Here is a 15,177-nt window from a genome sequence, read left to right as displayed (position 1 = left end):
CGGCGCTGCTGATCGTCCTACCGTCCTCTCACCGACGAGAGGACGGCCATGACGAAGGTGCTGGGACGGCATTGGACCCGCGAGGGGCTCCTCGCCGAGCGCGAACGAGTCCGCGCAGAGTGGAACCTGGACGAGCGGGAGTTCGCCCCGACCGAGCAGTGGCGCGACCTGTTCATCGACGAGTACCTCGCACAGGACTGGCTGGACAGCATCTCGTTCCTGCTCGGTGAGCGATGACTGAGGTGTCCGATGGAGCCGGCCAGCATCACGCAGCCGTCGCCCAAGAGCTCCTGGACTCTTCCCTGCCCGGGCACGGGGTGCAGATCGACTACGAGCTGGATGTCCCCGATGGAACGATCGTCGTGCAGCCTGCCGCTGCGTCAGGAACGACTCCACCGGTCCGGCTGAACATCGGCGGCGTTCATACCGCCAATGTCACACTGTCGATGCGGTACCGATGGAAGAGTCATCTCGAGGTCCTCGAGCTGAACGAGAGCCGGTTCACCCTCTTCCTGGTCGACGAACGACAGCCACTGGTCCGCTTCGAGTTCCAGGAAGCGTTGACCGCGACTCCGCAGTCGCACTGGCACCTGCACGCCGAGCGCGGCGCGTTCAGTTCGCTGCTGGCCAGAGCCCGCGACCACGGTTCCGGGCAGCGTGATGCGGCGAGGTTGTCGTCCTTGCACTTCCCGCTCGGCGGCCCGCACTTCCGGCCGAGCCTCGCCGACGTGGTCGAGTTCGTCATCGTCGAGTGCGGCGTGGACGCGTTGCCGACGTGGCGGGAGGCCGTGCACGGGTTCCGGAATCGTTGGCGCCGCGAAGAAGCCGAGGCAACCGCTCGGCAGTTCCCGGCAGAGACCGCGCAGTCGCTCCGCAACCTCGGGTGGGGTGTCCAGCCCCCGGAACCCACCGCGGTCCCACCGCAGTTCGCGGTGCTGCACGCGGGTTGACGCGGTCAGCGGGACAGGGCGCCCGCCCAGCCGAGGGCGATCGGCACGAGCAGGCCGTGGCGGTGGTGCGGGAGCTCGGCGACGGGGATCCACCGCGACTCGTCGGTCGAGCCGTCGAGCTCGTGCCGCAGGGTTCCCCCGGTGATCGTCGCCCGGAACACCACCTGCACGGCCTTCATCGGGCGACCGTTGGCGTGGATGCGGCGCTCCGCGGGGACGATGTGGTGTCGGACCCCGAGCAGGGCACCGGCTTGGGCCTCGTACCCGGTCTCCTCGCGGATCTCACGCACGACGGCCTGCTCGACGGTCTCGTCGAACTCGACCCCGCCGCCCGGCAGCGTCCACGTGCCCGCATCGGGGTGACGCAGCTTCGCCAGGAGCACGCGGTCACCGTCCGTGATCACGCCGTAGGCGGCGAGCCGGGTGTCGTAGTCCGTGTACTCCATGGGCCGACCATGCCAGGTGGGTGCACCGACGTCTGCCAGCCGCGCCGGGCCTCCAGGCCGTGGACCGGGGTGGTTAGGACGCCTCACCAGCCCGCCGACCGGTCACGACCCCCCGCGGCCCGCACGCCGAGCGGTCACAGACCGTCGGCCCCGCCGCCCGCAAACGACGAAACGTGACCGCGCGACGCAGCACGTGCGGTGTGTCGCGACCACTCCCCGGGCCGGCAGGCGCGAGTCGCCGCCGCCACGGGCCTACCGGCCGTCCGACGTGGTCGCCCGACCCGGATCAGGCGTCGACGCGTGCCGCTGCCCAGCCGACCCGCATCCGGGCGACCGCCCGGTCGAAGGCGCTGAGCGGTTCCCCGTCGTCTCGGATCACGGACTGCAGCTGGAGCCCCTCGTACAGCGCCATGAGCTGCTCGGCGGCGTGCCGGGGCGATGCGCCGCGGGGCTCGCGGCCGGCGACGACGTCACGGACCAGGGCGAGGGTGACGTCCTCGAACGCCCGCGTGTACTGCGTGCGGAACCATCCGGCGGCGGGGTGGTCGGGGTTCGAGGCGGCGCTCAGCACGGCGACCCGGAGGCGCACGAGAGCCGGATCTTCCACGCCCGCCGCGAGCCGGGCACGCAGGTAGGCGACCGTGCCGTCCCGCTCCGCGATCGGCCAGAGCTCGAGTCGGCTGCCGTTGTTCCACTTGTCCATGACCGCGACCACCAGGAGTTCCCACATCGGGTACGCCCGGTGGAACTCGTCCGCCGTGACCCCCGCGTGCTCGGCGACCTCGTCGGGCCCGACACGGTGGAAGTCCCCGGCTCGGTAGGCACTGATCGCCCCGGCGATGATGCGTGCGCGGAGGTCGACGTCGGTCGTGGGCATGCTGACGATTGTGCGGGGCCGGTCAGCGGCCCGCGACCGCCAGTTCAGGGGGCGAGGCCTCCGTCGCCGGCTCCCGGTCAGCCGCGGTCGAACGTCAGCGTCTCGTCGTCAGGGGCCCGGACCTCGCCGGTGCGGGCGAAGTCGGCCCAGATCGCCCGGAAGGCCCGGCCGCGGCGCTCGACCTCGGGCCAGTCGCGTTCGGGGACGAACCGGGTGCCGGCCCAGGCCTCGCGGCCACCGAGCAGCAGCGGCAGGTCGCTCATGTGCACGGCCCCGGTCGGGGCGCTCGTGACACCGCGGTGCAGTCGGTACGAGGTCGCCCGACCGCCGGCGCGTCGGTGCCGTTCGGTGAACCGTCGGGCATCGCGGCCGTAGATGACGTCGGACAGCGGACGCACGACCCACCACCGCAGGGCCGACCGCAGCACCCGTGACCGGGTGACCCGACGCAGGCCGGGCACGAGCGGCACGTACATGCCGGCCTCGTCGGAACCAGACCCGATCAGCACGTCGACGTCGGGGGCGACCCGGCTCCATGCGGCGTCGAGGTCACGCTCGGCGGGCAGCGGCGCGAACCCGTACTGAGTGCCGAACGGCATGCCGGCGGCGAGCCCGTACGGCGCTGCGGCACGGGTTCCGAGTGCCTGACGGTCGAGCAGGTCCTCAAGCGGGGTGTCGGCGTGCACGGCGCCGACCGCCCGGACCATGGCGCGGTTCATCCGGGCCCGACGGCGGGACAGCCCGAGCGGAGCGCTCTGGATGATCGCACGGCGGAACAGCCCTTCGGCGCCGGCGCTGATCATCAGGTGCGCGGCCGCGTCCCCGCCGGCCGACTGCCCGAAGACGGTGACCAGGTCGGGGTCGCCGCCGAACGCAGCGATGTTCGCGCGCACCCAGCGCAGCGACTCGACCAGGTCGAGGAGCCCGAGGTTGGCCGGGATCGTCTCGCCGTCACCGAGGAACCCGAGCACGCCGAGCCGGAACGTGACCGACACCACGATCACGCGCTGCTCGGTCACCAGGTCGCGGGCGTCGTAGATCGGCAGGTCGCCGCCGCCGATGACGTACGAGCCGCCGTGGATCCAGACCATCACCGGCAGCTGTTCGCCCGGCCGGACGTCGGCGGGCAGCGTGATCGAGAGCCGCTGGCAGTGCTCGTCGACCTCGATCCCTTGGATCGGGTTGAGCAGCAGGTCGACGAACTCCTCGTGCGGCTGCGGTGCGACCGGCGACGGGGTGGACGCGTGCAGCTCGCCCGCGAACGGAGGCATCGGCTGCGGCGGGGCGAACCGTTCGGCCTGCGCGTACGGGATCCCGAGCACCCGCACCACGTCGCCGTCGACCGTCCCGACGATGCGGCCGGCGGGGGTGTCGAACGGGGCTGGGGCGGCGGCGAGCATGTGGATCACGCTATCGGGGCCGGCTGACGCAACCAGGCAGACGGACGGGAGGCCCGTGGCGGCGTCGCCACGGGCCTCCCGTCCCTCTTCTGGTCGCGGTGCGCGACGGGCGTTACCGCACCCGCTTGATGGGGATCACGACGAGTGCTCCGATGAGGGCGATCGCGCCGGCGGCCCAGCACATGAGCTCGTAGTTGTCGGCGGCTCCGTCGGACCCGACCTTCAGGAAGAACAGGGCGATCGCCGGAGCGAGCGACTGCGGCAACGCGTTCGCGATGTTGATGACGCCGAGGTCCTTGCCGGGCCGGTCGGCGTTCGGCAGCACGTCGACGACGAGTGCGGTGTCGATCGCGGAGTAGATGCCGTAGGCGAAGCCCATGATGACCTCGGCCACGTAGAAGCCGTTGACCGTGTCGGCGTGCGCCAGCACGATGAGTCCGACCGCGAACATCGCCGTGGAGCCACCGACGAACACCTTGCGGCGACCGAGCTTGTCCGAGGCCCAGCCGGACAGCGCCGCACTGACCAGCAGCGCGATCGTGTAGAGCAGCACACCGAAGGCGACGGCGGCCGTCGCCTCCTTCGCGCTCTCGATGCCGAGGTGCTGCTCCATGTAGAGCAGGCGGTACGTCGTGAACATGAAGGTCGCGAAGATGATGAGGAAGCGCGACCACCACGCGAACGCGAAGTCCGGGTTCTTGACCGGGTTCGTCCAGAACGACGCGATGAGGTTCAGGAACGTGAACTTCTTGACCTTGTAGGTCGGCAGGTCGTCACGGGCCACGACGGCGTACACGGCGACCAGGATGATCGCCAGGATGCCGGGCGCGATGAACAGCACGGGCAGGTTCGCGACGAAGAAGACCGACAGGTAGGTGCCAGCGAGCACGGCGATGTTCTGCGCGAGCGCGATGATGCTCGAGGACCGGCCGCGCTGCAGCTGCGGCACGTTGTCGGCGAAGCTCGCGAGCAGGGTGGCGAGCGTGGCGTTCGCGGCGAGCTGGGCGAGCAGCCAGGCCAGCGTCAGGTTGAGGACGTCGGGCGAGTAGGCGATCCACGCGAGGGCGATCGCGAAGACCACGACACCGCTGAGCAGCCAGGGGCGACGACGACCCCAGCGCGTGCGGGTGCGGTCGGACAGGGCACCCGCGAGGGGGTTCATGATGAGCGCACCGAACGCGCCGATCGGCAACACCGAGCCGATGACGTTCGCGGCGTCGTCGCCGACCAGGGCCTGCGCCTTGAGCTGCATGCTCACGTAGACGGGCGCCATGAGCGCGACGAAGAGGCCGAACTGCCCGAGGAACAGGGCGATCTGGTAGCCGATGCCCACCTTCACCGTGCTGACGGGCTGGGTGATGCCCTCTTCCGGGTTGAGCAGTGCCGGGCTGCCGGGTTCGGGTGTGCTCATGACGCCTCCTTGAGTCGATGAAAACCTTACCTGACAAGGTTTTTCCGACGCGAGCATACATCGACACGTGTTGTCCGCAACACCGGGGTCGTCACACGGGGCAGCAAAAACTACACACCGGGTGGTTTTTGGGGTAGCGTCGTCATCGATCTCGCCGCGGAGCATCGCTCCTCGACGGGCCGCGACACCCAGACAGGATCGAAGGAGCCTCTGCAATGCCCACCACTTCTGTGCAGCTGTACTCGCTGCGCGACGCCATCGCCGAAGACCTCGACAAGGCCATCGCCCGTGTCGCCGAGATCGGGTACGAGAACGTCGAGCCCTACGCGTTCGTCGAGCGCGCTACCGACCTCGAGCGTGCGTTCGCGGCCACCGGCCTCAAGGCTCCGTCCGGCCACGTCGCCGTGATCGACGCCGAGGACACCGCGCCGATCTGGGACGCCGCCGAGCGCCTCGGCATCCGCACCGTCATCGACCCGTTCATCCCGACCGACCGCTGGCAGACCGCCGACGACGTCGCGAAGATCGCCGAGCGCGTCAACGAACTGACCGCCGAGGCCGCCGGCCGTGGCCTGCAGTTCGGGTACCACAACCACCAGTGGGAGTTCACGAACAAGGTCGACGGCCGCACCGTCTACGACCTGTTCGTGTCGCAGCTGTCGCCGGAGACCGTCCTCGAGGTCGACACCTTCTGGGCGACCGTCGGTGGCGCCGACGCCCCCGCCGTGCTCAAGGGCCTGGGCGACCGCGTCGTCGCGATCCACGTCAAGGACGGCAAGGTCGACGGTGACATCCGCACCGCGCTGCCCTCGTCCGAGAGCGCCCTCATCGTGCCGGAGGCACTGCAGCGCGCCTTCGAGAACCAGACGCCGGCCGGTCAGGGCGACGTCGACGTGACCGCCATCCTCGCCGCCGCACCGCAGGCGATCCGCGTGGTCGAGTTCGACGCGTACAAGGGCGACGTCTTCGAGGGCATCACCGAGTCCCTCACCTGGCTCAAGGACAACGACAAGTGAGCCGTGTCGGGATCGGCATCATCGGTGCCGGCAACATCTCCACCCAGTACCTCGAGAACCTGACCAAGTTCGCCGACGTCGAGGTCCGCTTCGTCGCCGACGTGCTGCTCGAGCGTGCCGCTGCGCAGGCGGCTTCGTACGGCGTCGCCTCGTCGGGATCGGTCGAGGAACTCCTCGCCCGCGACGACATCTCGATCGTGATCAACCTGACGATCCCGGCCGCACACGCCGAGGTCGACCAGCAGATCATCGACGCCGGCAAGCACGTCTGGAGCGAGAAGCCGATCGCGACCGACCACGCGTCGGCCGCCGCGGTGCTCGAGTCGGCGAAGGCCAAGGGCCTGCGCGTCGCGACCGCTCCGGACACCGTGCTCGGCGCGGGCATCCAGACGGCGCTCCGGGCCATCGCCCGCGGTGACATCGGCGAGCCGCTGTCCGCGACGACGCTGTTCCACGTCCCCGGACCCGAAGCGTGGCACCCGAACCCGGACTTCCTGTTCGCCACCGGTGCCGGCCCCCTGTTCGACATGGGCCCGTACTACGTGACGACCCTGGTGCACGCGTTCGGCACCGCCTCGCGCGTGCAGGCCGTCTCGTCGAAGTCGCTCGACCGTCGCACGATCGCGTCCGGCCCCCGCGCCGGCGAGACGTTCCCGGTCGAGGTCCCGACGCACCACGCGGCCCTGATCGAGTTCGCCGGCGGGCAGTCCGCCCAGTCGACGTTCTCGTTCCAGCACGCCCTGCCCCGCATGGGCTTCGTCGAGATCAACGGCACGCTCGGCACGATCTCGCTGCCGGACCCGAACACGTTCGAGGGCTCGTCGCAGCTCTGGCGCTACGGTCAGGAAGAGCCCGAGACGCTCGAGGCGGTCGGCTCCACCTGGGGTCGTGGCACCGGTGTCGTCGAGCTCGCCCGCGCCATCGCGGAGGACCGCCCCGAGCGTGCCTCCGGCGCCGTCGCGCTGCACGTGCTCGACGTGCTGCTCGGCATCCGTGACGCGGCCGAGTCGGGTTCCGCCGTCGACATCACGTCGACCGTGGACGCGATCCCGCCGCTGCCCGAGGACTTCGACCCCGCGGCAGCCGTGCTGACCGCGGGCGCGAACGCCTAGGAGCGCCGCGAGCACCACGCGCACCACTTCGTGAGCAGGAATGGTCGGGTCCCCCCGCGGGAACCCGACCATTCCTGCGCACCAAGCGAAGCCGCGCGAGCGCGCCGCCCGCGCGAGCGCCGCGCGCCTCAGACCAGCGCGGTGAAGGACGCGTCGCGCACGAGCAGCGTCGCCGCGTCGCCCACCACGGCCTGGTCGGGGTCGCTCGACAGCCCGAGGGACCAGCTGCCCCCACCCGGACGCTCCGGCAGCGTGAACTCCACCGTGGTGTCCGACGCGTTCAGCAGCACGGCCACGGTGTCGTCGCCCTGGTGGAGCACGAGCGTCACGGCCCGGTTGCCGCCGTCCGCCCAGTCGCCGTCCTCGAACCCGGCGGCGTCGGCACGGAGCACGGTCACCGTCGACTCCGAGTCGCCCGGCGCGGTGCGGAACCACTCCGGACGCAGGGCCTGGTGCTGCCGACGGAACGCGATGGCCGCCGTGGTGAAGGCGAGCAGGTCCTGGTCGGCGGCGGCCCAGTCGAACCACGAGATCTCGTCGTCCTGGCAGTACGCGTTGTTGTTGCCGCCCTGTGACCGGGCGAGCTCGTCGCCACCCAGGATCATCGGTACGCCGGCGGAGAGCAGCAGGGTGCCGAGGAAGTTGCGGCGCTGCCGGTCGCGGTAGTCGTTCACCGCGCCGTCGTCGGTCGGGCCCTCGATGCCGCCGTTGAACGAGGTGTTGTCGCTCTCGCCGTCGTTGTTGTCCTCGCCGTTCGCCTCGTTGTGCTTGTCGGCGTACATCGTCAGGTCGGCCAGGGTGAAACCGTCGTGGGCGGTCACGAAGTCGATCGAGCACAGCGGGGAGCGCCGCGAGCCCTCGTAGACGTCCGGGCTGCCCAGGACCCGCTGCACAGCGTCGCCGAGGGCGCCCTCGTCGCCGCGCCAGAAGGCACGCAGGTCGTCGCGGTACTTGCCGTTCCACTCGGACCAGTCGGCCGGGAACCCGCCGACCTGGTAGCCGGCGGTGTCCCACGGCTCGGCGATCATCTTGACCTCGCGCAGCACGGGGTCCTGGTGGATGATGTCGAGGAACGCGGAGTGCTTCTCGGCCTCGCCGTCCTGGCGGGTGAGCGTCGTGGCCAGGTCGAACCGGAAGCCGTCGACGTGCATCTCCTCGACCCAGTACCGGAGCGAGTCCATGATGAGTCCGAGGGCCGCCGGGTGCCCGACGTTCAGGCTGTTGCCGGTGCCGGTGGTGTCGAAGTAGTTCGCCTCGTCACCCTCGACCAGCCGGTAGTACGACTGGTTGTCGATCCCCTTGAACGACAGCGTCGGGCCCATGTGGTTGCCCTCGGCGGTGTGGTTGTAGACGACGTCCATGATGACCTCGAGCCCCGCGGCGTGCAGGGCCTTCACCATCGCCTTGAACTCGGCGACCTGCTGCCCGGCGGTGCCGGAGGACGAGTACTCGTCGTGCGGCGCGAAGAAGCCGATGCTGTTGTAGCCCCAGTAGTTGCGGAGGCCCTTGTCGAGGAGCGTCGAGTCCTGCACGAACTGGTGCGTCGGCAGCAGCTCCACCGCGGTGACGCCGAGGTCGGTGAGGTGCTTGATCGCCGCCGGGTGGGCCATGCCGGCGTAGGTGCCGCGGATCTCCTCGGGGACGTCCGGGTGCTGCTTCGTGAAGCCCTTGACGTGCACCTCGTACACGACGGTGTCGGCGAGCGGGGTCCGCAGCAGGGTGTCACCGTCCCAGTCGAAGGACCGGTCGGCGACGACGGACTTGGGCATCGCGCTGGCCGAGTCCGTCTCGTCGATCTGCTCGGGCTCGTTCATGTCGTGACCGAAGAGCGCCTGGCCCCACTCGTACTCGCCGTCGATCGCGGTGGCGTAGGGGTCGAGCAGGAGCTTCGCGCCGTTGTGGCGCAGGCCGTTCGCCGGGTCCCATGCACCGTGCACGCGGAAGCCGTAGCGGGTGCCGACCCTCACCCCGGGGACGACGTCGTGGAAGGTGTAGCCGGTGCGGTTGCGGAGCTCGGTGCGGTGCTCGGTGCCGTCGTCGTCGAAGGTGCAGAACTCGACCCGCTCGGCGGTGCTCGAGAACAGGGCGACGTTGGCGCCCCCGTCGACGAGCGTGACGCCGAGCGGGGTGCGCGTGGAAGTGGTCATGCTGCCCTTCTACCGGCCGGTCGCTGTGCCACCGGCAGCGAGGCGTACCCCGTGGCCGCTCAGCGCACCGGCGGGACCAGTTGCTCGAGCAGCCGCAGCACCCGCTCGCCGTCGACGGCGTCGGGGTCGAGCAGCCACTGGACCTGCAGCCCGTCGGATGCCGCGATGCTCAGGCTCGCCAGGTCGACCGGGTCCAGGTCGGCGCGGATCCGGCCGCTCGCCTGGTCCGCCTCGATCAGTTCGGCGAGTTCAGCACGCAGCCGGGCGAAGCGTTCGCGCATGAAGTCGCGCGTGGCCGGGTGGCCCTCCTGCACGGCGTCGGCCGCGAGGGTCGTGTACAGCTGCACCAGCCCCGGCACGGCCCGGTTGCGCGACGCGCTCTCGCGCATGTCGCCGATCGCCGACTTCATCCGGTCGGGCGCGCCCTGCTCGCGGACCTCGTGCTCCCGGTAGACGGCGAGCAGCAGTTCGTCACGGCTCGGGAAGTAGTGGCGCAGTGCCGCGTGCGTGATCCCGAGGGCCTCGGCCACCGAGCGGAGCGACGATGCGTCGACCCCCTGCTCCGCGACCATGCGGATCATCTCGTCCAGGATCTGCGTGCGCCGCTCGGCACCCTTGCGGTACCCGCCGCGGCGCGGCTGGGCCGCGTCGGCGTCGTCCGCGGGGTGGGTCATGCACCCAACTTACCGCTGGAAGGTTTTCTCGCCACCGTCCGGTCTGGAGGCCCGTGGCGGGCGCACCACGGGCCTCCAGTCCGTATCGGGGTCGCGTCGCACCCGGCTGGTCGCGTCAGCCGGGCGCGCTCGCGTCAGTCCTGGTCGTCGACCGTGTACTCGTCGACCGGCGCGGGCGTGCCCGCGGCGAGCGCGTCGACGATCTTCGTGAGCGAGTCGGCGAGGACGGCGTTGTCCGCGTCGGGGAGTTGCTCGAGCACCTCGACGACGGCCGCGTGGAAGCGCGCGTACGAGGCGTCGATCTTGTCGGCGGCCTGGTCGGTCGGGGCGAGCACCTGCGCACGACGGTCGGTGGGGTGCGCCGTGCGGGACAGCAGGCCCTTCTGCACGAGCCCGTCGACGATCTTGGTGACCGAGGCGTTCGAGACGGCGAGCATCACGGCGAGGTCCTTCGGGCCCATGGTGCGGCCGTCCCGATGCGCCTGGAGCATGTACCGGACGGCGAGGAACTCGTTCTTCGACAGGCCGCTCTCGATGCGGGCGGACTCGATCTGCTGGTCCTCGGCGTGCTGCAGGCGGAGCAGCGCGTCGACGGCGGTCTTCGCGACCCCGGACTCGGGTTCGCGGGCGTAGAGGTGGACGTGCTCTCGACGGACGACGGTCAACGGCATGGTGTCATGCGCTCCTTGCTAAACGGCAGGCGTGCTGAAGAAGTCCGCGTAGGACGGTTCGGAACGACCGGCGAGCAGCGAGGGGTCCTGGATGCGACGCTCGACGTACGCGTCGATGATCGCCGGGTCGGTGAGACCGACGCGGGTGTGGCTGCCACCGATCCGTGCCGTCCGAGGCATCCCGGAGTACGTGCTGTGCATGTCGTGTCCCGCCCTTCTTGCTTGCCGTGTGTCCCCTGCGGACGGCTGAACTCTTTCACAAAGTGAACGGTCAGTTCAACGAACCATTCGCGCTGTGTACGTTTTGCGCGCCGAACGGTTCGGCGGCACGCGGCACGCGCCTCAGACCATCGCCGCGGACATCACCGCGACCGCGACCCCCATCGCCAGGGTCTCGACCAGCGGCAGCGGACGCGAACGTCGCCGGACGCCGTCACGGAGCAGGTGGACGGTGAGCACCAGGTACCCGAGGGTCAACCCGCCGAGCACCACCTGCCACGTCACCGCGACCACCCCGAGGTGCTGGTGCATCCCCGCGGCGCCGGCATCGTGCGCCATGCCGACACCCATCGCGCCCATCACGAGCAGGCCCAGGGCAGCGTGCAGTCGCCCGTACCGGCCGTGTGCGGAAGCCGCGCCCGGCGGCTGAGCCGACCCGCGCCTCCAGGCGGACGTGGACTGCAACCGGTGCACCCCGGCGACCACCACGGCGAGGAACGCCAGCACCAGGAACCACAGGACACCCGGCAGGACCCGGGGTCCGAACGCCCCGTCGACCATCGCCGCCACCATCGCGACCGCGGCGACCACGTCGACCGCACGGCCGGGGCGCCACGCCCCGACCGTGCAGCAGGCCCCGGCCGACGCCGGCACGATGGCCGCGAGCCCGAGCAGATCGGTCACGTCAGTGCCCGTGCCCGTGGTCGTGCTGGTGCTCGGCTGCGTCGTGTGCGGCCTCGACGGCGCCGGAGACGTGGTGCGAGCAGTGCGACCCGGCCGCCGCCCCGATCGACGCCGGCACGTTCAGGGCCGGGTTCCGCGGGAAGAACCCGTACGGCTTGAGCGTGAACTTGGCGTAGTCGACGGGCATGACGGGCCAGTCCTCGGGCCGGGGGAAGTGCGTGGGGCCGAAGGTGTGCCACAGCACGATGTCCTCGCCGTCGAGCGGACGGTCCCCCTGCACGTACCGGGCGACACCGTCCCCGCCCGGGTTCTGGTGCACGAAGTCCCCGGCGGCGAAACGCTCGGCCGGGTCGTACTGCGTCACGTACAGGTGCTTCCGTGCGAACTCGGCGCGGGCGGCCACCGACGACGAGTCGTCCGCGAGCAGCACCGGAGCGTCCTGCGGGTACAGCACGTACCCGGTCGGGCGGTCGAGGTGGTTGCGCTCCTCGGTGTTCGAGATGAACCACGTCCGGGCCTTCGACGCGTCGGCGAGACGGCCGGAGGACGACTCGGACGACAGCCGGGTGACCGACTTCGTGAACGCGTTGCCGTGCTCGTTGCCCGGGCCGACCGGGACCCGGACGGCGTCGACCTCGTCCACCGCGTTCGACAGCCCGTCGACCATCATGTCCAGCCGCGCCGAGAACAGGTGCTGGTGGTACGGGGCGCCGAGGCCGGGCGCGACCTCGGAGGCGTACGGGTAGTCCGCACCGGACTCCGTCCGACCCGGGTACGACGAGGTGAAGAGGACACCGGTGAGCTTCGCCTCGCACTCGATCGTGCCGTCGAGGTACAGGTACCAGTAGAACCCGTAGTCGTAGTTGCCGACGGTGGTGAAGAACGAGATCACCAGCCGACGGGAGCGCCGGACCTCCTGCGACCCGGTGTAGATGTCCCCGTGCTTCCACAGCGTGCCGAAGTCCTCCTCGTGCATGCAGATGCCGTTCCGGATGGTCTGCGGGTTGCCGAGCTCGTCGGCCAGGACGGCGTCGAAGTACTTGATCTCGCCGACGCAGTCGCAGCCGAGTTCGAGCGAGTTGGTGAAGCGTCCGAACAGGTACTCGCCGGTGTCGAAGTAGTTCTGCCAGAACCGCACCGGTGACGGGTCGCCGTAGGGCACGAGCATCTCGTCGATCGAGGCCCGGTAGACGATCGGCCGCAGCCGCGCACCGTCCTGCCACGACAGCTGCCGGAGCACGAGCCCCTCTCGGGCGTCGAACCCGACCTGGAACCGCCAGTTCGCCCACTCGACGAACTCGCCGTCGACCGAGAACGACGGCCCCTCGGGCTGCGTGATGACGATCGGCTTGAGGTCGAGCGGTTCGCCCTGCACCGCCGGGTCGTCGAAGTTGCCGGACGTGGCGGGCACGGGCATCTCCGCGACGTCCACGATGCGGGTCACCGCGCGGTTGGCGGCGTCGACGTACACGGACAGGCCGTCCACGGGGTGCGCCCAGACGTGGTCGGCGGGGTGGTCCTGGCGGAAGGCGAGCACGCGGAGGATCCGGCGCCCCTCCTCCTCGGGGTAGTCGTAGTACCCGGCCGACAGCGGGACGCACTTCACCTCGTCCGGCGTCAGGCCGCGCTTCGCCAGGGCGGCGACCCAGCGCTCGTCCGCGTTCGCGATCTCGCCGACGGCGTCGAACTCCTCGATGAGGACGGGCAGCTGTCCACGGGACCCGTCGAGCACGTCGGTGGAAAGGACGATCCGGTCGGTGATCGAGACGACGCCGTCGGTGGAGCGTCCGGTCGCCATGTCGAGGAGCATCACGCGGGCACGGCGGTCCGGCAGGGGACCGTCGCCGGCCTGCCAGGCCAGGGCCTGCTGCTTGTGCGGCTCGTCGAGGCCGACGTAGACGAAGCGCGTGGTGTCGGTCCAGTCCGGCTGCGCCGTGACGACGTCGCGGACAGCGGTGAACTCGTCGGGGCTCAGGTTCGCGAGCGGGTGGGTGGTGGCGGTGACGGGGTCGGTGAGCGTCATGCTGGTGGTTCCTTCGGTTCGGTCTGGAGGCGCGGGTCGGGTGGGTCGGTCAGCCGTCGCTGGCGAGACGGTCGAGCATCTGGTCGTAGCGGCGGCGGTCGCGCCGGCGCAGCACCACGGCCTGCAGCACGCCGACGGCGGGCACGACCACGACGAGGCCGGTGAGCACGGTGCTGACGACACCGAAGACGCTCGCTCCGGACCCGTCGACGTCACCGACGAGCGTCGGGAAGTTCGCCCAGATCAGGACGGCCGAGGCGACGAGCCCGACGAACCCCAGGACCGGGGCGATGACGGTGTTCCAGATGCGGCGGTCGGCGCGGTTCCGGCGGAAGTAGACGATGACGGCGAGGCTCGTCGCGGCCATCAGGATCGCCACGCCCAGGGTGGCGACCCCGGCGAACCAGCTGAAGACCTGCAGGACCGGATCGAGGCCGAGGACGGCGAACAGGACCATGAGCACGGCGGCGGTGACGGTCTGCACGACGCTCGAGGTGTGCGGTGACTCGTGCTTGCGGTGCACGGTGCCGAGACGACCGGGCAGGAGCGAGGCGTTCGCCATCGAGTGCTGGTAGCGGGTGATGACGTTGTGGAAGGACAGGACGCAGGCGAACATGCTCGTGAGCAGCAGCACGTTCATGACGGCCTCGCCCGCGGTGCCGATGTACAGCGCCGCCGTGGTGAGGATGAGCGCGCCCGGGTCCTTCGCGGCCTCGGCGAGCACGCCGTCCGGACCCCAGGCCATCACGAGTCCCCACGACGCCAGCGTGTAGAACACCCCGATGCCGATGACGGCGGTGTAGGTGGCCCGTGGGATCGTGCGCTCCGGGTCCTTCGCCTCGTCGCGGAAGATCGCGGTGGCCTCGAACCCGATGAACGCCGCGATGGCGAACATGAGGCCGACGCCGGGCGAGCCGGACATGACGTGGGTCGGTTCGAACGGCGCGAGCGAGAGCCCGTCGGCACCGCCCCGGAACACGATCGCGGCGACCAGGACGAGCACGATCCCGACCTCGCCGACGAGCAGGACGCCGAGGACCTTGCTCGACAGGTCGATGTGCCGGTAACCCAGCACCCCGACGAGCGCCACGACGACCAGGGACCACACGTACCAGGGGATGTCCGGTCCACCGAGGCCCGTGACGGTCACCCCGAGCAGGTACCCGATGTAGCCGTGCACGCTGACCTGGATCGTCGTGTAGGTCAGCAGCGCCAGGGTGGCCGCCCCCGCACCGGCCGGACGACCGAGCCCGTGGCCCACGAACGTGAAGAAGGCGCCGGGTCGTGGCAGGTGCCGGGTCATCGCCGCCAGCCCCACCGAGAAGAGCAGCAGGATCACGGCGGACGCGGCGTAGAGCGACGGGAACCCGACGCCGTTGCCGAGCAGCATGCCCAGCGGGGCGGCACCGCCGACGACGGTGAGCGGGGCGGCGGCCGCGACGACCATGAACACGATCGCGGTGACGCCGAGCGAGCCGCGCATCGTCCGCTGGGGTGCGGGTACGGCTCCGAGTGACGCGGGGTCCTTCGTGATGCTGGACATCGTG

15 protein-coding genes are annotated in these 15,177 nt (G+C 70.6%); 4 read left to right on the top strand and 11 right to left on the bottom strand.

What is annotated here, in order from left to right:
- Nucleotides 1-48 precede the first annotated feature (48 nt).
- Together DEJ11_RS00440 and DEJ11_RS00435 are read left to right on the top strand one after the other, a co-directional pair.
- Complete coding sequence (locus DEJ11_RS00440; protein ID WP_071404442.1) at nt 49-237, top strand: hypothetical protein; 189 nt, start codon at nt 49-51, stop codon at nt 235-237.
- A gap of 80 nt (nt 238-317) precedes the next feature.
- The gene (locus tag DEJ11_RS00435; RefSeq protein ID WP_284176638.1) at nt 318-950 is read left to right on the top strand and encodes a hypothetical protein; all 633 of its coding nucleotides are present in this window, start codon (nt 318-320) and stop codon (nt 948-950) included.
- Between the two features lie 5 nt (nt 951-955).
- Here the strand turns inward: DEJ11_RS00435 and DEJ11_RS00430 are convergent, their stop codons facing one another.
- From DEJ11_RS00430 to DEJ11_RS00415, 4 genes are all read right to left on the bottom strand, one after another.
- Nucleotides 956-1,396, bottom strand: coding sequence for an NUDIX hydrolase (locus DEJ11_RS00430; protein WP_111102859.1), 441 nt, complete (start codon nt 1,394-1,396; stop codon nt 956-958).
- A gap of 286 nt (nt 1,397-1,682) precedes the next feature.
- Nucleotides 1,683-2,273: a TetR/AcrR family transcriptional regulator gene (locus tag DEJ11_RS00425; RefSeq protein WP_111038649.1), complete on the bottom strand. Its 591-nt coding sequence runs from the start codon at nt 2,271-2,273 to the stop codon at nt 1,683-1,685.
- A 77-nt stretch (nt 2,274-2,350) separates the two neighbouring features.
- Nucleotides 2,351-3,673: a carboxylesterase family protein gene (locus DEJ11_RS00420; protein ID WP_111102857.1), complete on the bottom strand. Its 1,323-nt coding sequence runs from the start codon at nt 3,671-3,673 to the stop codon at nt 2,351-2,353.
- A 112-nt stretch (nt 3,674-3,785) separates the two neighbouring features.
- Complete coding sequence (locus DEJ11_RS00415; RefSeq protein WP_111102855.1) at nt 3,786-5,084, bottom strand: MFS transporter; 1,299 nt, start codon at nt 5,082-5,084, stop codon at nt 3,786-3,788.
- Between the two features lie 215 nt (nt 5,085-5,299).
- On the opposite strand from DEJ11_RS00415, the gene DEJ11_RS00410 reads away from it, so the two are divergent.
- Both DEJ11_RS00410 and DEJ11_RS00405 read left to right on the top strand, forming a co-directional pair.
- Nucleotides 5,300-6,100: a sugar phosphate isomerase/epimerase family protein gene (locus DEJ11_RS00410; protein WP_171907779.1), complete on the top strand. Its 801-nt coding sequence runs from the start codon at nt 5,300-5,302 to the stop codon at nt 6,098-6,100.
- Nucleotides 6,097-7,212, top strand: a complete 1,116-nt coding sequence (locus DEJ11_RS00405; protein ID WP_111102853.1) for a Gfo/Idh/MocA family protein — start codon at nt 6,097-6,099, stop codon at nt 7,210-7,212. The genes DEJ11_RS00410 and DEJ11_RS00405 overlap by 4 nt, the downstream gene beginning before the upstream one ends.
- Nucleotides 7,213-7,340: 128 nt before the next feature.
- Here the strand turns inward: DEJ11_RS00405 and glgX are convergent, their stop codons facing one another.
- From glgX to DEJ11_RS00370, 7 genes are all read right to left on the bottom strand, one after another.
- Nucleotides 7,341-9,359 carry a glycogen debranching protein GlgX gene (gene glgX / locus DEJ11_RS00400; protein ID WP_111102851.1) on the bottom strand — a complete coding sequence of 673 codons (2,019 nt, stop codon included), beginning with the start codon at nt 9,357-9,359 and terminating at the stop codon, nt 7,341-7,343.
- Nucleotides 9,360-9,418: 59 nt separating this feature from the next.
- Nucleotides 9,419-10,033, bottom strand: a complete 615-nt coding sequence (locus DEJ11_RS00395) for a TetR/AcrR family transcriptional regulator (protein WP_027466979.1) — start codon at nt 10,031-10,033, stop codon at nt 9,419-9,421.
- Between the two features lie 134 nt (nt 10,034-10,167).
- Nucleotides 10,168-10,704, bottom strand: a complete 537-nt coding sequence (locus tag DEJ11_RS00390; RefSeq protein WP_071404432.1) for a MarR family winged helix-turn-helix transcriptional regulator — start codon at nt 10,702-10,704, stop codon at nt 10,168-10,170.
- Between the two features lie 18 nt (nt 10,705-10,722).
- On the bottom strand, nt 10,723-10,905 hold the full coding sequence (locus DEJ11_RS00385) for a hypothetical protein (protein ID WP_071248776.1): 183 nt from the start codon (nt 10,903-10,905) through the stop codon (nt 10,723-10,725).
- Between the two features lie 141 nt (nt 10,906-11,046).
- Nucleotides 11,047-11,607, bottom strand: a complete 561-nt coding sequence (locus DEJ11_RS00380; RefSeq protein ID WP_111045649.1) for a hypothetical protein — start codon at nt 11,605-11,607, stop codon at nt 11,047-11,049.
- 1 nt (nt 11,608) lies between these two features.
- Complete coding sequence (locus DEJ11_RS00375; protein ID WP_111102849.1) at nt 11,609-13,630, bottom strand: primary-amine oxidase; 2,022 nt, start codon at nt 13,628-13,630, stop codon at nt 11,609-11,611.
- 49 nt (nt 13,631-13,679) lie between these two features.
- Nucleotides 13,680-15,173, bottom strand: a complete 1,494-nt coding sequence (locus tag DEJ11_RS00370) for an APC family permease (protein WP_111102847.1) — start codon at nt 15,171-15,173, stop codon at nt 13,680-13,682.
- Nucleotides 15,174-15,177 lie beyond the last annotated feature (4 nt).

The sequence above is a fragment of the Curtobacterium sp. MCLR17_058 genome (genome assembly GCF_003234705.2).
In the GTDB taxonomy this organism is placed as follows: Bacteria; Actinomycetota; Actinomycetes; order Actinomycetales; family Microbacteriaceae; genus Curtobacterium; species Curtobacterium flaccumfaciens.
Note: the sequence above shows the minus strand (reverse complement) of the source record. Positions and strands in the feature narration are given on the sequence as shown.